This window comes from Xanthomonas euvesicatoria (assembly GCF_013112235.1).
GTDB lineage: Bacteria > Pseudomonadota > Gammaproteobacteria > Xanthomonadales > Xanthomonadaceae > Xanthomonas > Xanthomonas euvesicatoria.
The window spans coordinates 4,768,806-4,785,852 of record NZ_JABFFS010000001.1 but is presented as its reverse complement, the minus strand read 5'-3'; the positions used below and the strand labels follow the sequence as shown (position 1 = coordinate 4,785,852).

Genomic DNA, 17,047 nt, shown 5'->3' with positions numbered 1-17,047 from the left:
CGCTTCATCGCAACTGCGCACTTGCCAGACGAACGCGCCGATCTGCGCAAGCAGCAGCGCCAGGCATCGTGCGATTCCTGCATGCGCCTGGCGCTTGAAAACCGGCAAATCACGGCCGAATCGAGCGTTCGGCGCATGCCCCGCATCATCCTGGCCATTCACTCGCTCGGCGGTTGCACGCTCTTCGCGCGGCTGCCGAAATCGCCATCGGCTTCTGCGGCGAGATACGCGAACACGGTGTAGGCGGCCACGTTCTGCGCGAGCGCCTTGGGGTCGATCTTGTCCAGCGTGTCGTCGGCGGTGTGGTGCAGGTCGAAGTAGTCGGTGCCATCCTGCGCCAGCCACCCCCAAGCGCCACCCTTGGCGGAAATCGGCCCCACATCCGGTCCGGGGCCACCCTTGCCCGGTTCATACGCGATGCCCAATGGTGCCAGCACCTCGGCAATCTGCCTGGTCGCTGCACGCGAGTCTTCCGGTGCGGCCGCACCGGTGTTGAACGCGTAGATGCGCCCGGCGCCGAAATCGCTTTCCGCGCCGATCTGGTGCAGTGCCATGTCCTTGGCATCGGTGCCATGCGCGGCGGCATACGCCTTGCCGCCGTACAGGCCTTGCTCCTCGTTGGCGAAGGCCACCACGCGGATGGTGCGCTTGGGTGGCTGCTTGAGCTGGCCGATCAGGTGGCCGGCAGCCATCGTGATCGCCACGCCGGCGCCGTCGTCGATGGCGCCGGTGCCCAGATCCCATGAATCCAGATGTCCGCCGATCACCACCACTTCCTTGGGCTTGCTGCGCCCGGTGATTTCGCCGATTACGTTGTACGAGGTGGCCGTGCCGTCCCAGCCGCAATCCAACTTCAGGCGCACGCGCGTGCTGCCCAGTGCGGTGAGCCGCGCGAGCTGGTTGGCATCGGGCACCGACAGCGCTGCAGCCGGCACCGGCGTCAGGCCCTCATCGAAACGGGTGATGCCGGTATGCGGCACGCGGTGCGAGTCGGTGCCGGCCGAGCGCATGACAAATCCAATGGCACCCTTGCGGATCGCTTCGGACGGCCCCTTGCTGCGCACGGCGCCGCCATTGCCGTAATCCTTGCCGTCGCGCGCCTTGACCATCTGGTAATCGACGAAGGCAATCTTGCCGGCCAGCGAGCCGGCTGGCGCGGCCTGCAACGCAGCAAGCGTTTCGAAACGCACCACCTCGCCCTCGACAGTGCCGCCCGGGCTGCCGCCCAATGCGGTGATGGTCAACGGCTGCGCATGCGCCCCGATCACGACAGCGTGTTCGCTGCGACGCTCCCATTTCGGAAAGGTCACCGGCTCGGTCCATACCTTGTCGAAACCCAGCGAAGCGAATTTCGCCTTGGCCCAGGCCACCGCACGCGGGTCTGCTTCGCCACCTGCAATGCGCGGGCCCACCTCGGTGGTCAACGATTGGACCACCGAAAAGCCGGTGTCATCGGCCAGCGCCTGCTCGCGTAGCTGCGCTGCGGTACGCAATGCGCTGTCGGGGATGCTGGTCTGCGCGGCGAGTGCGGAGGAGCAGGCGAGTAGGGCAGAGATGGCAACAGCGAGACGACGCATGCAGGGCGGCTCCAACGACAAGGGGACCCCGAGCTTATCAGCGCCAGGTCCCCCGTCTGCGTGCGAAAGGTCATCCTTCTGCGCGAAGTTGCGCCACAGGATGCGCCAGTTGGTTGTGCCCGCTTACAGCGCGCCCGGCGGCTTGAGCGTGTCGTTCTTGAGCGCGTCGCGAATCTCGCGCAGCAGCAGTACTTCTTCGCTCGGGCCCTTCGGCGCGTCCGGCTTGCGGTGGGTCACGCGGTTGATCAACTTGACCACCAGAAAGATCGCGAAAGCGATGATCAGGAACTGCACGACGGTGTTGATGAAATCGCCGTAGCCAATGGCAACGGCCGGGATTTCCTTGCCGGTGGCATCGACGCCGGCCGGCTTGAGTACCCACGCCAGGCGCGAAAAATCCACATTGCCGATGGCCCAACCGATCGGCGGCATGATGATTTTCTCCACCAGCGCGGTGACGATCTTGCCGAACGCCGCACCGATGACCACACCGACCGCCAGGTCGATGACATTGCCGCGCATTGCGAATTGCTTGAATTCGCTGACCATTCCCATAGTGCACTCCAACTGCGGTCGCGGACCAACTGCCGCAGCCCGATCGTAGCCGGCTCGATGTCAGCCCGCGATGATGCCGTGGCGCTCGGCGACGTTCTCCAGGCGCGCACTGAACTGGTCGCCCGGCAGCAACGGGCCGACGCCGGCCGGCGTGCCCATGAAGATCAGGTCGCCTGCGCGCAGTGCGTAGAGTTTGGAAAGCTCATGCAGGATCTCCGGCACGTTCCAGATCATTTGATCCAGCAACGACTGCTGACGCACCTGGCCGTTGACCTCCAGCGACAGATTCAGCGCCTCCAGCGCGCCGACTTCGCCGGCATGCACCAGCTCGCTGATCGGTGCGGAGTGATCGAAGCCCTTCGCGATATCCCACGGCAAGCCCTTGGCCTTGGCCGCGGCCTGCAGGTCGCGACGGGTCAGATCCAGGCCCACGCCGTAGCCGTAGATCAGGCGCTCGGCCTGTTCCACCGGCAACTCGCCGGCCGGCGCATCGCTGCCCAGCGCCACCACCAGTTCCACTTCATGGTGCAGTTCCTTGGTGCCGGGCGGGTAGGGAATGTGGTCGCCGTGGCCGACCACGATGGCATCGGCAGGCTTCATGAAAAAGGTCGGCTGGCCACGCTCGGCCTTGGAGGCTGGTGCGGTGGCGCCCATCTCGCGCGCATGGTCGGCAAAGTTGCGCCCCACGCAGTAGATGCGATGCACCGGAAAACTGCCACCACCCACCACAGGAATGCGCGGAACATCGGCGGCGGGAATCACATCGTGGGTCATGCGCGCATCCTCAACATACGGGCAGGTGAGTCTAGCGGTTCGCCTGTGTACGACGGAACCATGACGCTTGCATCCAGTGCATGACATGGCCGGGCTGGCAGCGCTGCGAGGCCTCTGAAGCGTCGACGCGTGAGTGGCAATGGGTACAACCAGACGATTGCGAACCCACTACAGAGCTGGCAGTGCGGCGCTGGCGTTCGATGCGAGCGCGGTGTGCATTGATGCGGCAGTGACAAGACGTGCGCGCAGGGCGGTGAACTGGTGCTCGAAGCAGCACCCAATGCGCCTGTGGCCCATCAGCGCAGCGCAGCACCCGGCGACATGGCACTGCGCAACGCGCGGCAAGCCATCGCACGCCAGGTGTGGCGTGCTGGAATCAAATCATCATCGATGCAGGCATCGGCCAACCCCCGCACCTGCTGCGCAGACCGAGACCGCGGCGCAGCGATGCAGTCAGCCAGGTGTCAGTGCGACAACGGCAACGCGGGCTTGCGCACCACGTGGTACTCGGCGTCGACCACGCGTGCCTGCTGCGGCGTGCGGCGGTTCGACTTGCTCAACAGCTTCCAGGCGATGCCGCCCAGGATCATCGCTGCGCCAACGAACACGCTGAAGAAGATCAGCACCGCAAGGATCACCAGACCGGCCAGGCCGGCGGCAACGCGCACCAATGGGTGACGCGGCTTGCGCGGCGCAAACAGGTGATGGAAGTTGCCGAATTGGAAGAGGCGTGCGGGCATGGCGGTGGGCTGCCGGGCAGGAAACGAGCGCGCAGTATCGTTGCGGTTTCATGTCATTGAGTGAAAAGTTCGTTAATTGACACTGCAATTTGCGAAGGCGATCACGTGCGGCAGGCGTCGATGACGGCGTATACGGCCAGTTGTGGCCGGTTGGCTGGGCAATGGCGTTGTCCCGCAGTCGCCGTCTGGGGCTCCCCGTGCTGGCCAGGCGCGCATGCCACAATCCAGGCCCATTGCCATCGTTGCCCGGTCCCCTGCATGTCGTTGCCATCGCCCACCACGCTTGCCACGTTGATGCAGATTCCCGATGCCGGGTTTCTGGAAGTGGAAGCACTGCTGGAGAGCGGTGCCGAATCGCTGGTGCTGTATCGCGAAGGCACCCAGGTCCGTGCGTGGTTGAACATCTGCCCGCATGCCGGCCGCCGGCTGGACTGGGCGCCGGGGCAGTTCCTGAAGACCAAGGAAGGGCAGCTGGTGTGCGCCGCGCACGGTGCGGCCTTCGAACTCAGCGGTGGCGAATGCGTCAGCGGCCCATGCCGCGGCCAATCGTTGTTTGCGGTGCCGGTGCGGGTTGAAGATGAGCAGGTGCTGCTGGGGTAAGCGCCAGCAACGATTGCCGATGACGCTTTGTCGGCCGCTCGAAAAAAGCGCAACGCCGGATCAGCGCGCCGCCCACCAGAACATCAGGTTGATCACCGATACCATCACCACGATGTAGATCAGCGACAGCGGTGCGCCCACGCGCCACAACTCGCGCGGTTGATAGTTGGCCGGGCCGGCCACCATCGAGATCACCGGGTTGGACGCGGTCATCAGGTTGTTGGACGCCGACAACGCCACGATCAGCGCGAAGGCGGTGGGGTTGCCGTTGGCGGCCAGCGCCAGATTGACTGCAATGGGCACCATCACGATGGTCGCGCCCACGTGGCTGATCACCAAGGAAAAAGCTGTGGTCAACAGTGCCAGGCTGATTTCCAGCGCCCACACCGGCACGCCTTCGGGCAGGCGGTCGATGGTGTGGCCGGCAACCCAGGCCGCGGTGCCGCTGCTGTCCATGGCCCAGCCCAGCGGAATCAGCCCGGCCATCATGAAGATGGTCTTCCAGTTGATCGAGGCGTAGGCCTCGTCCATGCGCAGCACGCCGCTGACCAGCATGCAGGCCACGCCGGTCATCAGTGTCAGCGCCACCGGCAGGCGCGAGGTCAGTGCGATCAGGATGGTGAAGGCGAAGATCGCCATCGCGATCTTGAACTTGTGCGGACGCTGCTCGCCTTTGGGGAAGTCGGTCACCGGCACGAAATCGCGGCTTTCCGCCGCCTGGGCCAGGTCCTGCCAGATGCTGTGGAAGACCAGCATGTCGCCGGCGCGCAGCGGCACGTTGCGCACGTCTTCGCGGATGACCTGCTTGTCGCGGTTGATTGCCAACAGGCTGATGCCCGCCTGCTTGCGCAAGCGCAATTCGCCGGCGCTCTTGCCGATCAACCGCGAGTTCGGCGGAATCAACGCTTCGGAAATACCGGCCAGGCTGGGATTGAACAAATCGCCCAGGTTGCGCAGGCGCGAGGACATGCGCAGGAACTGGTTTTGCGCAAAGTCGGCCACTTCCTGGCGCGGGCCCATCGCGCCGAGCACGCTGCCGACCCAGATGCGCATATCGGCCGGCGGTGCCAGGCGGGTGTCGTTACCGGTCTTGAGCGCAAGCAGCAACGGTGCATCGTGCAAGGCTTCGGCCTCGCCCAGGGTCATGCCCACCAGCGGGCTTTCCGCGGTGACGGTCAGCTCGAACACATCGCCGTCGATGCCGTAGGTCTTGGCGAAATAGCTTTCGGTGCGCGAGGGCGTCACGCCTTCGTTGATCAGGCGTTCTTCTTCGATCAGCTTGCGGTCGCCGTAGAAGCGAAAGTACAGCAGTGCGGCGATCAGCAGCGCCACGCCGATCGGCAGCGGCGCGAACATCGTCAACGGCTCGATGCTGGCCATGCCCGAGGGCAGGTTGTTGTTGGCCGAGACCAGCAGGTCGTTGAGCAGGATCAGCGGCGAATTGCCCACCATGGTGAGCGCGCCGCCCATCACGATGGCCGCGGCGATCGGCAGCAGCATGCGCTGCAAGGTGAGCCCGGTGCGTGCGGCCAGGCGCGAGGCGACCGGCAGGTACAACGCCATCACCGAGGGGTTTTGCATGAACGAGGAGTTCAAGCCGGAGATGGCCAGCGTCATCATCATCAGGCGCTGCTCGCTGCCGTGCGAACGCCGCAACAACCAGGTGGCCAACCGGTTCAACGCACCGGTGCGCTCCAGCCCCGCGCCCAGAATGGTGGTAGCGATGATGCTCATCACCGCATTACCGGAAAACCCACCGAACAGTTCTTCCGGCGCCACCAGCCCGGTGACGCCCAAGACCACCAGCACGATCAATGCCACCACGTCGGCGCGAATGCGCTCGAACAGGAACATCGCCATCGTGAAACCGACCAGCCCGAGGACGAGCTTCATATCGTTGGTCAGCGTCAGCGCGGTGTCCATTGGGGGCCGGGAATGGGGAGTCGGGAATGGGGAATTGGCAGAGCGAAAATTGCGGGCGCTGTGGTTTATCCGGGCGACGCGGGCAGTTGCCCTTGCGATTCCCGATTCCCGATTCCCGAATCCCGGTCATACAGCAGATCCCACACACCGTGCCCAAGCTTCTGGCCGCGCGTCTCGAAGTGGGTTTGCGGGCGCCAGGCCGGGCGTTCGACGTGGCCGCGCGGGCCGGCGCGATTGACCAGGCCCGGGGTGGCATCGAGCACGTCCCACATCTGTTCGGCGTAATCGGCCCAGTCGGTGGCCGCATGCAGGCGGCCGCCCTCGCGCAGCTTGCGCACCAGCAACTGCGCGAATGCCGGCTGGATCAGGCGGCGCTTGTTGTGCCGCTTCTTGTGCCATGGATCGGGGAAATAGATACGCACTTCGTCCAGCGCGCCGTCGGCGATTTCGTGTTCCAGCACTTCCACCGCGTCGTGGTGATACAGGCGCACATGGGTGCTGCCGTCTTCGTCCAGCGCGTTGAGCAGGCGGCCCACGCCAGGAGCATGCACCTCGATGCCGATGTAATCGCGGCTTGGGTCCTGCTGCGCGGCAAAGCGCAACGCGGCGCCATTACCGAAGCCGATCTCCAGCACCTTGTGCGCATCGCGTCCGAAGGTGGCAGCCAGATCGCGCGGCGCACCGGTGTAGTCCAGCCCGAACCGCGGCCACAGGTCGTCGAAGGCGCGTTGCTGCGCGGGGGTGAAACGGCCCTGGCGCAGCACGAAGCTGCGCACCTGCCGGCGGCCCTCTTCGATGGTGAAGGGCTTGGGCGGCATCTTGGCGCCGTCGCTGGTGAAAGGATCAGTCATGAATTAAGTCATCGGCAAAACGAAAGCCCCTCTCCCACCGGAGCGAGGAGGCACAGTTTGCGCGCCATGGGCGCGCGTGCCTGGGAGCGCCCGCGACGCAGGCACGGGCCAGGGCGCGGAGCGGGGCAGAGGTCGGGGTGAGGGTACGGCGCGAGGGGGCGCTCGCAGCAACGCGCGATCTGGCAGCGGTCATATCCGGCACTCCGCACTGCCAACCATTGCGCCTCGGCCGCAATGTCAACGCAGACCGCCCACTCATCCAATCACACCATCCACCGGGCTCGACGCCGATGCATAGCGCTTGCGCGGAATCCGCCCGGCCAGGAACGCCTCGCGTCCGGCCTCGATCGCCTTGCGCATCGCGCTGGCCATCAGGATCGGGTCGCGCGCACCGGCAATGGCGGTGTTCATCAGTACGCCATCGCAGCCCAGCTCCATGGCGATTGCCGCATCCGAGGCGGTGCCCACCCCAGCGTCGACAATGATCGGCACCTTGGCGTTGTCGATGATTTCCAGCAGGTTGTACTTGTTCTGGATGCCCAGTCCCGAGCCGATCGGCGCGGCCAGCGGCATCACCGCCACGCAGCCGATCTCTTCCAGGCGCTTGGCCAGGATCGGGTCGTCGGAGGTGTAGACCATCACCTCGAAACCATCGGCGACCAGTTGTTCGGCAGCCTTGAGCGTCTGCACCACATCCGGGTACAGGGTCTTCTCGTCGCCAAGCACTTCGAGCTTGGTGAGGTTGTGGCCGTCCAGCAGTTCGCGCGCCAACCGGCAGGTGCGTACCGCCTCTTCGGCGGTGTAGCAGCCGGCGGTGTTGGGCAGCAGCGTGTAGCGCTCCGGCGGCAGCACATCCAGCAGGCTGGGTGCGTTGGGGTCCTGGCCGATGTTCACCCGGCGAATGGCGACGGTGACGATTTCGGCTGCGGCGGCTTCGGTGGCCAGGCGGGTTTCGTCCAGGTCCTTGAACTTGCCGGTGCCGGTGAGCAGGCGCGAACGGTAGTGTTTGCCGGCGATGACCAGCGCATCAGAGGGGGCGGGATTCGTCATGCGCCAATTATCACCGATCGGACGCGGATGCGCCGGCTTGCGCGGCGCATCAGCCGCCGCCCAGCGCGTGCACGATTTCCACCACATCGCCCTCGCGTAATGCGTGATCTGCATGCCGTCCGCGCGGCACGATTTCGCCATTGACCTCTACCGCGACGCGGCGTTGTGCTAAGCCTTCCTGCTCCAGCAGGGTGGCCAGCGGCAAATTGTCCGGAAGCGTGCGCGGGGTGCCGTTGAGTTGGATGTTCATGTCATCATTGTTGCATCGCGTGCCGCTCCGGCGCGCGTTTTTGCGTTATGCGGCAATGCAGCGTGAGCGCGGGCGGCCAGGGTGAAACCATGTGCCATTCGCCAGCGTACGTATGCACGCCGGTCCGGTCCCACTCACTTCAAGCAGGCATTCCGATGGCTTCCACACTTCGCCCGATCCGCTCCCTGATGGCTATGGCCATCGCTATTGCGGCCGCCCCGGCCATGGCCGAGTCGGCCTTCGACCAGACCGTGTTCTTCGGCGACAGCCTCACCGACAGCGGGTATTACAACCCGCTGCTGCCGGCCGCTTCGCGCGCGGTCACCGGCAAGTTCACCACCAACCCGGGTTGGGTGTGGGCCGAATATGTCGGCGACCATTTCGGCACCAATGCCGCGCCCAACGGGAACGGCCAGACCGGCGACAACTACGCTGCCGGCGGTGCGCGCATCCAGGCCAGCTCGGTCAGCGCACTCGGCGCTGCGCCGTCGGTGACCAGCCAGATCAACACCTATCTCACCGCCAACGGCGGCCGTGCCAACCCCAATGCGCTGTACACCGTATGGGGCGGCGCCAACGACCTGCTCGCCGCGTCCCTCGCTCCGGCCCAGGCCCAGGCCATCATCGGCAGCGCAGTCACCGCCCAGGTCGGTGCCGTGGCCACCTTGCAGAATGCCGGCGCGCGTTACGTCATGGTGCCGACCATTCCGGACGTCGGCCTCACCCCGCGCTTCCGCGCCGGCGGCGCCGTGGGGATGGCGCAGGGCACCGCTGCGGCCACGGCCTATAACACCGCCTTGTTCAATGGCCTGCAGTCCGCTGGCCTGCGCGTGATTCCGGTCGACACCTTCCACATGCTGCAGGAAATCGTCGCCAATCCGGGCACCTATGGTTTCAGCAATGTCACCAGCACCGCCTGCAACCCGGCCGTGCCGCTGCCGGCCTGTAACCCGACCAGCCTGGTCGCCGCCAATGCGCAGAACACCTATGTGTTCGCCGATGGCATCCACCCGACCACGGCGGTGCACCAGATCCTGGGCGAATACGCCATCTCGTTGCTGGAAGCGCCGCGTCTGCAGCAGGTGCTGACGCATTCGGCGCAGGCCGGCGGCCGCGCGCGCGCCGACCAGGTGGCCTGGCATCTGGACGGCAAGCCGGACGCCGACGGCATGCGTTGGTGGGGCAGCGTGCGCGGCGACATGCAGCGTTACGACCACGCGGACCTGTACGACGGCATGGCGCCGGCCGGCCTGTTCGGTGTGGATTGGACTGCAGGCGACCTGGTGTTCGGTGGTTTTGCCGGTTTCGGCCGCATGGACGCCGACTTCGGTAACCGCAACGGCAGCTTCAAGCAGGACGACACCACCCTGGGCGGCTTCTTCGGCTGGTACACCGGCCCGGTGTGGGTCAACGCCCAGGTCAGCTACAGCTGGCTGAGCTACGACGTGGACCGCGAAGTGCAGCTCGGGCCGGCCACCCGCGTGCACAGCGGCTCGCCGGACGGCAGCAACCTCACCGCCGCGCTCAACGCCGGGTATTCGCTGGGCGAAGGCAACCTCAAGTACGGCCCGGTGGCCGGCCTGACCTGGCAGAAGATCAAGCTCGACGGCTATACCGAAAGCAACGACAGCGCCACCGCGCTGGGCTACGCCAATCAGGACATCGATTCGCTGGTGGGCCGCGTTGGCTTCCAGGTGCGTCTGGACGGCGCCATGGTCAAGCCGTACCTGCAGGCAACCTACGACCACGAGTTCAAGGACGGCGGCGAAGCCAGCGCCTGGCTGCAGTCGATGCCGGAAGTGGGCATGTACACCGTTCCTGGTCAGAACTTCGATCGCAACTACGCCACTGTCGTCCTGGGTGCCCGCACCGGGCTGTGGGGCTTGCAGAGCAACATCGGCCTGAGCACCACCACCGCCCAGCGCAGTGCCCGCGACGCGACCTTGTTCGTGAACTTCAGCGGCAACTTCTGAGGCGCGGCAAGCCACAGATAGCTCACACGCAACATCTGAGGGCCGGGCAACCGGCCCTCGTTCTATCTGTGCACATTGCGCCAGACACCTGCGCCCGCATAAACTCTGTCAGCGCCAGGCGGGCGTAGCTCAATGGTAGAGCTGTAGCTTCCCAAGCTACTGACGTGGGTTCGATTCCCATCGCCCGCTCCATATCCGGCACGTTTTCTTGCCGAGCGCATCGCTCCGCAGTTCACTCTCCCCGATTGATGCAGCCGGTGATCAGGTGATCGGCGCTACGCGATTGCGCATCACTCTGAGCCACAGCGCATCGACGTTGGTCATCGCGCGTTCGGTGTTGGCAGCGTCCCGCGCTGTACATGACGCATCGTGCTTGGCGAGCGGCGCAATGTGCATGCTGAACAAATTCGCCTCTGGCACCCGTCTGGTCATTGCTTCGGCTGAATATCCTCCAGCGAATTTTCGCGTGTCATCAATAGCGACAGAGCGCGCTTATCTGCCTGCGCGCCATCCATCACACTGCGTGCCCGCTCTGCGCATGGAAGACATCTGAAGCCTGCACAAAGAACGAGCAAAAAGGATGGGCATCGCGGATGGATTGGCATACAGTGCCCGCCCCTGCGCTGGCATTGGTTGCCGGCGCAGATGTCAGGTTCGATGGAATGCTTGACCAGGCCGACCGGCTGCAGTGGCACTAAGGCAAGACACGCGGAGCGCAGTCTGCCGATTGGAAAGGAAGTGGCTGTTGAAGTTGTTGAAGTTGTTGAAATGCTGGGTGTTGTCGGTACTGGTGCTTGTTGCTTTACCTGTAAGTGCTGCAGAGCTGGTTGGTCGTGCGACGGTGACCGATGGTGACACCATCACCGTTGCCCATCAGCGCATCCGTCTGTGGGGCATCGATGCGCCGGAGAGCGCGCAACAGTGCAGCGCACACGATGGCAGCGCCTGGCCGTGCGGCCGCCGCGCTGCAGCGGCATTGGATGGCTATCTGCTGGACAAGACCGTGCATTGCCAGCCGAAAGATACCGATCGTTATGGCCGCAGGGTCGCCGAATGCTTCGTGCAGGGGCAGTCCGTCAATGCCTGGATGGTGCGCTCTGGCTGGGCGGTCGCCTATCGTCAATACGCTACCGCGTTCGAGGTAGACGAGCGCCTCGCGCAGCAGCAGCGCCGCAATCTCTGGCAGGGCGCGTTTCAGATGCCGGCAGACTACCGCCGCGACAAGAAGGCGCGGACAGCAACCACGCGCCAGGTTGCAGCATCGGCGCCAATCAACTGCAGGATCAAGGGCAATATCTCCAGTGATGGCAAGAAGATCTTTCATATGCCGGGCCAGCGCGATTATGCAAAGACGCGCATCTCGCCGGCGAAGGGCGAGCGCTTCTTCTGTTCGGTGAATGAAGCGGCCGCTGCGGGGTGGAGACCGGCGCGGCGGTGATGGCGCTGCGGCGCACCGAGGCCCGCCGGCCTCCCGGCTTCTGAATTTTCTTGCGCAGAGTCGGGGAGATCCCGATTGAGCCGGCTCTAGCGCCGCCGCATAGTGCAGGCATGACCACCCATTCCCAACTCGTCGGCGCGCTGATCAAGGGGATGCGCCGTGCCGAGTCTGCGTGGGTGGCGTCGATCGCCTACGGCGCCGGGCTGGCAAGGCACGTGCGCACCGGCCATGTCACGCCGGACAATGCGGGCAAGGTCCTGGACATGTTCGCGCTCGATCCCGAACAGATCCGCGAACTCGGGCTGATTGGCGTGGAGGAGCTGGGCGAGGCGGTCTACCACGCCTGGTCGATCAATGCCGGCGAATTGGATCGGGTGGTGCAGTGGTTTCGCACGCCGCGGGTGGAATTCGTCGGCAAGCACTGCAGCGAACTGATCCGCGCCGGGCGAATCGGCCCGGTCCTGACCATGGCCCGCGAGCACGCCCTGCTGCGCCATCGCTGAGCGCCAGCAGACCCGCACGGGCCCGGGCGCTTTACGCTGGGCGGCCCAGCGGCAATACTCGTTGACCCGCCCATACCTCATGTTTTGCCAATGCGCCAGGATTCGCCCGCTTCACCCACCGCCGCCGCCCGGGCTCAACTGCTGGAAGAGCTGCGCAAGCTTGAGCAGGAAGAAGCGCAGCTGAAATACGCCCAGACGCTGGAAGCCTTCGACCAGGTGATCGAGGTGCTTACCCAGTTCGGCAACCGTTTCAATGCCAAGCAAAAATCCCAGATCGCCTCGCTGGCGATGACCGGCAAGACCAAGGGGCCGCTGTCTTCCACCGGCGAAGTGGTCGCCAAGTACTGGATTCCGCATTCCGGCGAAACCTGGTCCGGCCGTGGTCGTACGCCGCGCGCCTTCAAGGCCTGGGAAGGCACCAGCTCTTATAAAGAGTGGAAAGCCAATCATCCGGACAAGCGCTTCCCGCTGTATCCGGGTTGAGTCACCCCACAAGGGATGTCGAAGGCCCGCAATGGGCAAGGCGTTGCTTTTGGCCTTCGATCTTTTGGTGAATGTCTGGCGCACAGCGCCCTGCTTTGCGCTTGTTATTCCAAGACACTTGGCTGATTTCGGTGGTCTGCGGAGCCAAGCCGGACTTTTGATGATCTGGCAGCGATAGATGTTGTGGTGTTTGCACGCTTCAAGTCCGGTTGGCCGCAGATTTTTTGGTGGCGTCTGCTGGCTTTTGGCCGTGGAATGAACGCTCGAGTGCCGCAAGTTGCGTGTCTTCAAACAACGCATTCAATTCCCGATTTCAAGCAAAACCCACGCGCTCAATCATTGCGAGAAAGCATTCGCCGTTCCCGCGCAAATCCCAGCGATGGATGCTGACCTACTGATTCCTGGTCCAGGGAGCAGGCAATGAGGACGTGGCCCAACGTGAGAGGTCGCACAGACTCGCTGGGGTGTTGCCATCGGCACCATTACCCTGGCCACGCGCAACCCGCGTAGCGCACGCAAGACCCCTCCGTCATTCCATCGTCGGAAACAAAAACGCTTGCTGCCTCTCCGATGCCGGTAGGAAGCAAGCATCGCTCCTGAGTGCGCGTTGCTGGGACGGCTTTACTGGTCGCTCTTGCACTCGAAGACCGAGACGCTGCGCGGCGGGGCCAGGAATTCGCTGGCACCGGCCGGCATCATGTCCACTTCCAGCGCTTCGTCGGTGGAGAGCACCAGCTTCCAGTGCACCGGCTCATCGGAGGAGGGCAAGGTGAAGGTCACGCCCTCGTGATAAGCATTGATGACGATGAGCAAGGTGTCGTCATTGGCCAGTTCCTTGACCCCCGAGGTCTGCGCCTTGCCTTCCAGCAGCAGGCCCACCGAACGTGCGGCGGGGTCGGTCCAATGCGCATCGTCCATTTCGATGCCGCCCGGATTGAGCCAGGTGAGATCGCGCAGACTGGCTTCTTCTTTGTATTGGCCGTTGAGAAAGCGGCCCCGCGACAGGATCGGGTAGCGCTTGCGCAGACGGGTCAGTGATTTCACGAACTCGGTCAGGCGGCCGTCGGTGGGATCGTTTTCCCAATCCAGCCAGGTGATCTCGTTGTCCTGGCAATAGGTATTGTTGTTGCCTCCCTGGGTCTGCGCGCGCTCGTCGCCGCTGAGCATCATCGGCGTGCCTTGCGATAGCAGCAGCGTGGCAAGCAGGTTCTTCATCTGCCGCTCGCGGATCTGCAACACCTCGGCGTTATCGGTGTCGCCTTCTTCGCCGTAGTTGCATGAGCCATCGTTGGACGAACCGTCGCGATTGTCCTCGCCGTTATCGATGTTGTGCTTTTCGTTGTAGCTGACCAGATCGCGCAGGGTGAAGCCATCGTGCGCGGTGATGAAGTTCACCGACGCCCACGGGCGCCGGCCGCGGCGATCGAACAGATCGGCCGAACCGGTGAAGCGGGTCGCAAATTCCGCCAGCTTGCCGTCTTCGCCTTTCCAGAATTCGCGCGCATTGTCGCGGAACTTGTCGTTCCACTCCGACCAACCCGGCGGGAAGTGACCCACCTGATAACCACCCGGGCCGCAGTCCCACGGCTCGGCGATCAGCTTGACCTCTGACAGCAGCGGGTCCTGGTTGCAGGCATCCAGGAAGCCGCCGCGTTGATCGAAGCCGCTCGGCTCGCGGCCAAGAATGGTGGCCAGATCGAAGCGGAAGCCATCTACATGCATCTCGCCGGCCCAGTAGCGCAGCGAATCGTTGACGAACTGGATCACCCGCGAATTGCTCAGATTCAGCGTATTTCCGGTGCCGGTATCGTTGATGTAGTAGCGCTTGTCGTCGGCCAGGCGGTAATAGCTGGCGTTGTCGATGCCCTTGAACGACAAGGTTGGCCCCAGCTCGCTGCCTTCGGCGGTGTGGTTGTAGACCACGTCCAGAATCACTTCCAGCCCCTGCTTGTGCATGGCCTTGACCATGTCGCGGAATTCATCGCGATGGCCGCTGGACAGGTAACGCGACTTCAGCGCAAAAAAGCCGATGGTGTTGTAGCCCCAGTAATTACGTAGCCCCTTGTCGAGCAGATGCTGGTCGTCCAGGTAGGCGTGTACCGGCAACAGCTCCACCGCGGTGATGCCCAGGTCCTTGATGTACTGGAGTACCTGCGGCTGGGCCAGGCCGGCGAAGGTGCCGCGCACCGCCTCGGGTACCTGCGGATTGCGCATCGTGTAGCCGCGCACATGGGTTTCGTAGATGACCGTCTCATTCCACGGCTTGAGCAGGCGCGTGTCGTCTCCCCAGTCGTAGGTGTCTTCGACCACCACGCACTTGGGCATGAAGGGTGCGCTATCGCGCTCGTCGAAGCTCAGGTCGCCATCGGGATGACCCACCGTGTAGCCGTAGAGCTCGTCGGACCAGATCAGGTCGCCATCCAGCTCGCGCGCATACGGGTCCAGCAACAGCTTGTTGTGATTGAAGCGATGACCTTCGGTCGGCGCATAGGGACCATGTACGCGATAGCCATAGCGCTGGCCCGGCTTGGCATCGGGAAGATACCCGTGCCAGATTTCGTTGGTGTACTCCGGCAGGTCGACGCGGGTTTCGTTGCCCTGTTCGTCGAACAGGCACAGCTCGACACGCGTGGCATGCGCGGAAAACAGCGCGAAATTGGTGCCCTTGCCGTCGAAGACGGCACCGCGTGGGAACGGGCGCCCCTGACGGATGCGGGAGGGATTGGCATAGGCCGCGCTTGCTGGACGTCGCATGGAGAGTCTCGGATGCGCCGGCACGCCGGCATTGAGGGGCCTCAAGCATTGCGTCTACAGCTGTGCAAAACGCGTTACGGCAACAGGGGTGTGGCGTGAGGGCGGCCGTCGGAACCGTTGACGTGGCGTGCCCTCGCAACGTCCCGTCGGCGCGCACGCGCGCCACAGTGCGGCCATGCGCAAGCAATCGGGCAAGGCCACCGACGGGTTGCGATCTGGATAAGGCACGCGCGAAGTGCGTTGCGCGACACGCGTCTGCGTTGCTTGAGCGACGCGCCAACGCCCTGCTAGCATCGATCCGGTTGAGGCCGTGCAGCCACAGCGTTGTTGGACTGGTCGCGGTACTTCGCTCTTTCATTCTCGGGGCCGTCGCAGTCGGCCTGATCGCAGCGTACATCGCGGGCCTGCCGCGAACGCGCAATCGGCCTGCACTGTACGGACTTGGGTCACTTCGTCATCAGACTCTGCCCATGTCCAAGCCGCGCCGCGTACCTGCCGCGATGAAAATCGCCATCCTTTCCCGCAACAGCAAGCTATATTCGACCCGGCGGCTGATCGAAGCCGGACGCAAGCGCGGGCACACCGTGCGCATCCTCGACCCGTTGCGCTGCTACATGCGCATCGCCGCCGACGGCTTCAGCCTGCACTACAAGGGCAAGCCGATCACCGGCTTCGATGCGGTGATCCCGCGCATCGGCGCCTCGGTCACCCGCTATGCCACCGCAGTGCTGCGCCAGCTCGAGTTCATGGGCACCTACACGCCCAACCCGTCGGACGCCATCCTGCGCTCGCGCGACAAACTGCGCGCGCACCAATTGTTGGCCGCGCAGGGTATCGACATGCCGGTCACCGTCTTCGGCGACAACCCCGACGACACCCAGGACCTGCTCTCCATGCTCGGCCCGCCGCCGCATGTGGTGAAGTTGAACGAGGGGGCGCAAGGCGCCGGGGTGATCCTGACCGAAAAGGCCAGCGCTTCGCGCGGGGTGGTCGAAGCGCTGCGGGGGCTGTACGCCAATTTCATCGTGCAGGAGTTCATCGGTGAAGCCGAAGGGGCCGACCTGCGCTGCTTCGTGGTCGGCGACAAGGTCGTCGCAGCAATGCGCCGCCAGGCGGCCGAAGGCGATTTCCGGTCCAATCTGCACCTGGGTGGCACTGCAGCCGTGGCCGAGGCAACCGAGCAGGAGCAGGAGGTGGCGGTGCGCTCGGCACGCGCCTTGGGCCTGGCAGTGGCAGGGGTCGACCTGATCCGGTCAAAACGCGGCCCACTGGTACTGGAGGTCAACTCCACCCCAGGTTTGGAAGGAGTGGAAGGCGTGTGCGGCGTGGACGTCGCCGCGGCGATTGTCCAGCACCTTGAGCAGTCCGTCCGCCGATCGGCCGGCTAACGGCTTTACCAAAAAATTAACGAAAATCTAATTACGGCCTCGCTAGCCTCTCCCGACCGTAGCTCCGCTCTCGGCAGTGACGGTGATCGGGATGAACTTTTGGCCCAAGTGCGGTGTCGCACTTGGGCCTTTTTATGGACGGCTTGCCGCTGTAGGGGTTCGCGTCTACATTCGCCAATGTTAAATCG

15 protein-coding genes and 1 tRNA gene are annotated in these 17,047 nt (G+C 64.3%); 7 read left to right on the top strand and 9 right to left on the bottom strand.

From position 1 onward, the window contains the following. Nucleotides 1–158: 158 nt before the first annotated feature. The 4 genes from HLH45_RS20450 to HLH45_RS20435 form a co-directional block, all read right to left on the bottom strand. Nucleotides 159–1,577, bottom strand: coding sequence for a M28 family peptidase (locus HLH45_RS20450; protein ID WP_008576824.1), 1,419 nt, complete (start codon nt 1,575–1,577; stop codon nt 159–161). Between the two features lie 123 nt (nt 1,578–1,700). Next, a complete protein-coding gene (gene mscL / locus HLH45_RS20445) occupies nt 1,701–2,132 on the bottom strand; it encodes a large-conductance mechanosensitive channel protein MscL (protein ID WP_003487203.1) in 432 nt (143 codons plus the stop codon). Between the two features lie 60 nt (nt 2,133–2,192). Then, on the bottom strand, nt 2,193–2,906 hold the full coding sequence (locus HLH45_RS20440) for a fumarylacetoacetate hydrolase family protein (protein ID WP_008576826.1): 714 nt from the start codon (nt 2,904–2,906) through the stop codon (nt 2,193–2,195). Between the two features lie 464 nt (nt 2,907–3,370). Further along, nucleotides 3,371–3,646 (bottom strand): hypothetical protein, encoded by a 276-nt coding sequence (locus HLH45_RS20435; protein ID WP_008576828.1) that lies wholly within the window; start codon nt 3,644–3,646, stop codon nt 3,371–3,373. A gap of 258 nt (nt 3,647–3,904) precedes the next feature. Here HLH45_RS20435 and HLH45_RS20430 point away from each other — a divergent pair, with 258 nt between their 5' ends. Then, nucleotides 3,905–4,246: a Rieske (2Fe-2S) protein gene (locus HLH45_RS20430; protein ID WP_008576830.1), complete on the top strand. Its 342-nt coding sequence runs from the start codon at nt 3,905–3,907 to the stop codon at nt 4,244–4,246. 60 nt (nt 4,247–4,306) lie between these two features. Here the strand turns inward: HLH45_RS20430 and HLH45_RS20425 are convergent, their stop codons facing one another. The 4 genes from HLH45_RS20425 to thiS all read right to left on the bottom strand — a co-directional run bounded on the left by HLH45_RS20425 (nt 4,307) and on the right by thiS (nt 8,320). Next, nucleotides 4,307–6,169: an SLC13 family permease gene (locus HLH45_RS20425; protein ID WP_008576832.1), complete on the bottom strand. Its 1,863-nt coding sequence runs from the start codon at nt 6,167–6,169 to the stop codon at nt 4,307–4,309. A 65-nt stretch (nt 6,170–6,234) separates the two neighbouring features. Beyond that, complete coding sequence (gene trmB, locus HLH45_RS20420) at nt 6,235–7,020, bottom strand: tRNA (guanosine(46)-N7)-methyltransferase TrmB (RefSeq protein ID WP_008576835.1); 786 nt, start codon at nt 7,018–7,020, stop codon at nt 6,235–6,237. Between the two features lie 255 nt (nt 7,021–7,275). Then, on the bottom strand, nt 7,276–8,070 hold the full coding sequence (locus HLH45_RS20415; protein ID WP_011348384.1) for a thiazole synthase: 795 nt from the start codon (nt 8,068–8,070) through the stop codon (nt 7,276–7,278). Nucleotides 8,071–8,119: 49 nt separating this feature from the next. Further along, nucleotides 8,120–8,320, bottom strand: coding sequence for a sulfur carrier protein ThiS (gene thiS, locus HLH45_RS20410; protein WP_008576838.1), 201 nt, complete (start codon nt 8,318–8,320; stop codon nt 8,120–8,122). Between the two features lie 188 nt (nt 8,321–8,508). Here thiS and HLH45_RS20405 point away from each other — a divergent pair, with 188 nt between their 5' ends. The 5 genes from HLH45_RS20405 to HLH45_RS20385 all read left to right on the top strand — a co-directional run bounded on the left by HLH45_RS20405 (nt 8,509) and on the right by HLH45_RS20385 (nt 12,717). Then, on the top strand, nt 8,509–10,293 hold the full coding sequence (locus tag HLH45_RS20405) for an autotransporter domain-containing esterase (RefSeq protein ID WP_014090904.1): 1,785 nt from the start codon (nt 8,509–8,511) through the stop codon (nt 10,291–10,293). Nucleotides 10,294–10,411: 118 nt separating this feature from the next. Further along, a tRNA-Gly gene (locus HLH45_RS20400) sits at nt 10,412–10,485 on the top strand. A gap of 553 nt (nt 10,486–11,038) precedes the next feature. After that, nucleotides 11,039–11,731, top strand: a complete 693-nt coding sequence (locus tag HLH45_RS20395; protein ID WP_033479183.1) for a thermonuclease family protein — start codon at nt 11,039–11,041, stop codon at nt 11,729–11,731. A gap of 110 nt (nt 11,732–11,841) precedes the next feature. Further along, nucleotides 11,842–12,234: a hypothetical protein gene (locus tag HLH45_RS20390; RefSeq protein ID WP_008576845.1), complete on the top strand. Its 393-nt coding sequence runs from the start codon at nt 11,842–11,844 to the stop codon at nt 12,232–12,234. A 90-nt stretch (nt 12,235–12,324) separates the two neighbouring features. Next, entirely contained in the window at nt 12,325–12,717 is a 393-nt protein-coding gene (locus HLH45_RS20385) for an H-NS histone family protein (RefSeq protein ID WP_008576847.1), read from the top strand. Between the two features lie 621 nt (nt 12,718–13,338). On the opposite strand, the gene glgX is transcribed toward HLH45_RS20385, so the two are convergent. After that, on the bottom strand, nt 13,339–15,471 hold the full coding sequence (glgX, locus tag HLH45_RS20380) for a glycogen debranching protein GlgX (protein ID WP_008576849.1): 2,133 nt from the start codon (nt 15,469–15,471) through the stop codon (nt 13,339–13,341). A gap of 500 nt (nt 15,472–15,971) precedes the next feature. Between glgX and rimK the strand changes: the two genes are divergently transcribed. Then, complete coding sequence (gene rimK, locus HLH45_RS20375; protein WP_029820072.1) at nt 15,972–16,859, top strand: 30S ribosomal protein S6--L-glutamate ligase; 888 nt, start codon at nt 15,972–15,974, stop codon at nt 16,857–16,859. Nucleotides 16,860–17,047: the final 188 nt, after the last annotated feature.

Excerpts from the sequence above, each read along its gene's own strand:
- HLH45_RS20425 (WP_008576832.1), bottom strand. The coding sequence starts at position 6,169 with ATGGACACCGCGCTGACGCTGACCAACGATATGAAGCTCGTCCTCGGG.
- HLH45_RS20415 (WP_011348384.1), bottom strand. The coding sequence starts at position 8,070 with ATGACGAATCCCGCCCCCTCTGATGCGCTGGTCATCGCCGGCAAACAC.
- rimK (WP_029820072.1), top strand. The coding sequence starts at position 15,972 with ATGAAAATCGCCATCCTTTCCCGCAACAGCAAGCTATATTCGACCCGG.
- thiS (WP_008576838.1), bottom strand. The coding sequence starts at position 8,320 with ATGAACATCCAACTCAACGGCACCCCGCGCACGCTTCCGGACAATTTG.
- HLH45_RS20450 (WP_008576824.1), bottom strand. The coding sequence starts at position 1,577 with ATGCGTCGTCTCGCTGTTGCCATCTCTGCCCTACTCGCCTGCTCCTCC.
- HLH45_RS20390 (WP_008576845.1), top strand. The coding sequence starts at position 11,842 with ATGACCACCCATTCCCAACTCGTCGGCGCGCTGATCAAGGGGATGCGC.
- HLH45_RS20435 (WP_008576828.1), bottom strand. The coding sequence starts at position 3,646 with ATGCCCGCACGCCTCTTCCAATTCGGCAACTTCCATCACCTGTTTGCG.
- mscL (WP_003487203.1), bottom strand. The coding sequence starts at position 2,132 with ATGGGAATGGTCAGCGAATTCAAGCAATTCGCAATGCGCGGCAATGTC.
- trmB (WP_008576835.1), bottom strand. The coding sequence starts at position 7,020 with ATGACTGATCCTTTCACCAGCGACGGCGCCAAGATGCCGCCCAAGCCC.
- HLH45_RS20440 (WP_008576826.1), bottom strand. The coding sequence starts at position 2,906 with ATGACCCACGATGTGATTCCCGCCGCCGATGTTCCGCGCATTCCTGTG.
- HLH45_RS20430 (WP_008576830.1), top strand. The coding sequence starts at position 3,905 with ATGTCGTTGCCATCGCCCACCACGCTTGCCACGTTGATGCAGATTCCC.
- glgX (WP_008576849.1), bottom strand. The coding sequence starts at position 15,471 with ATGCGACGTCCAGCAAGCGCGGCCTATGCCAATCCCTCCCGCATCCGT.
- HLH45_RS20405 (WP_014090904.1), top strand. The coding sequence starts at position 8,509 with ATGGCTATGGCCATCGCTATTGCGGCCGCCCCGGCCATGGCCGAGTCG.
- HLH45_RS20385 (WP_008576847.1), top strand. The coding sequence starts at position 12,325 with ATGCGCCAGGATTCGCCCGCTTCACCCACCGCCGCCGCCCGGGCTCAA.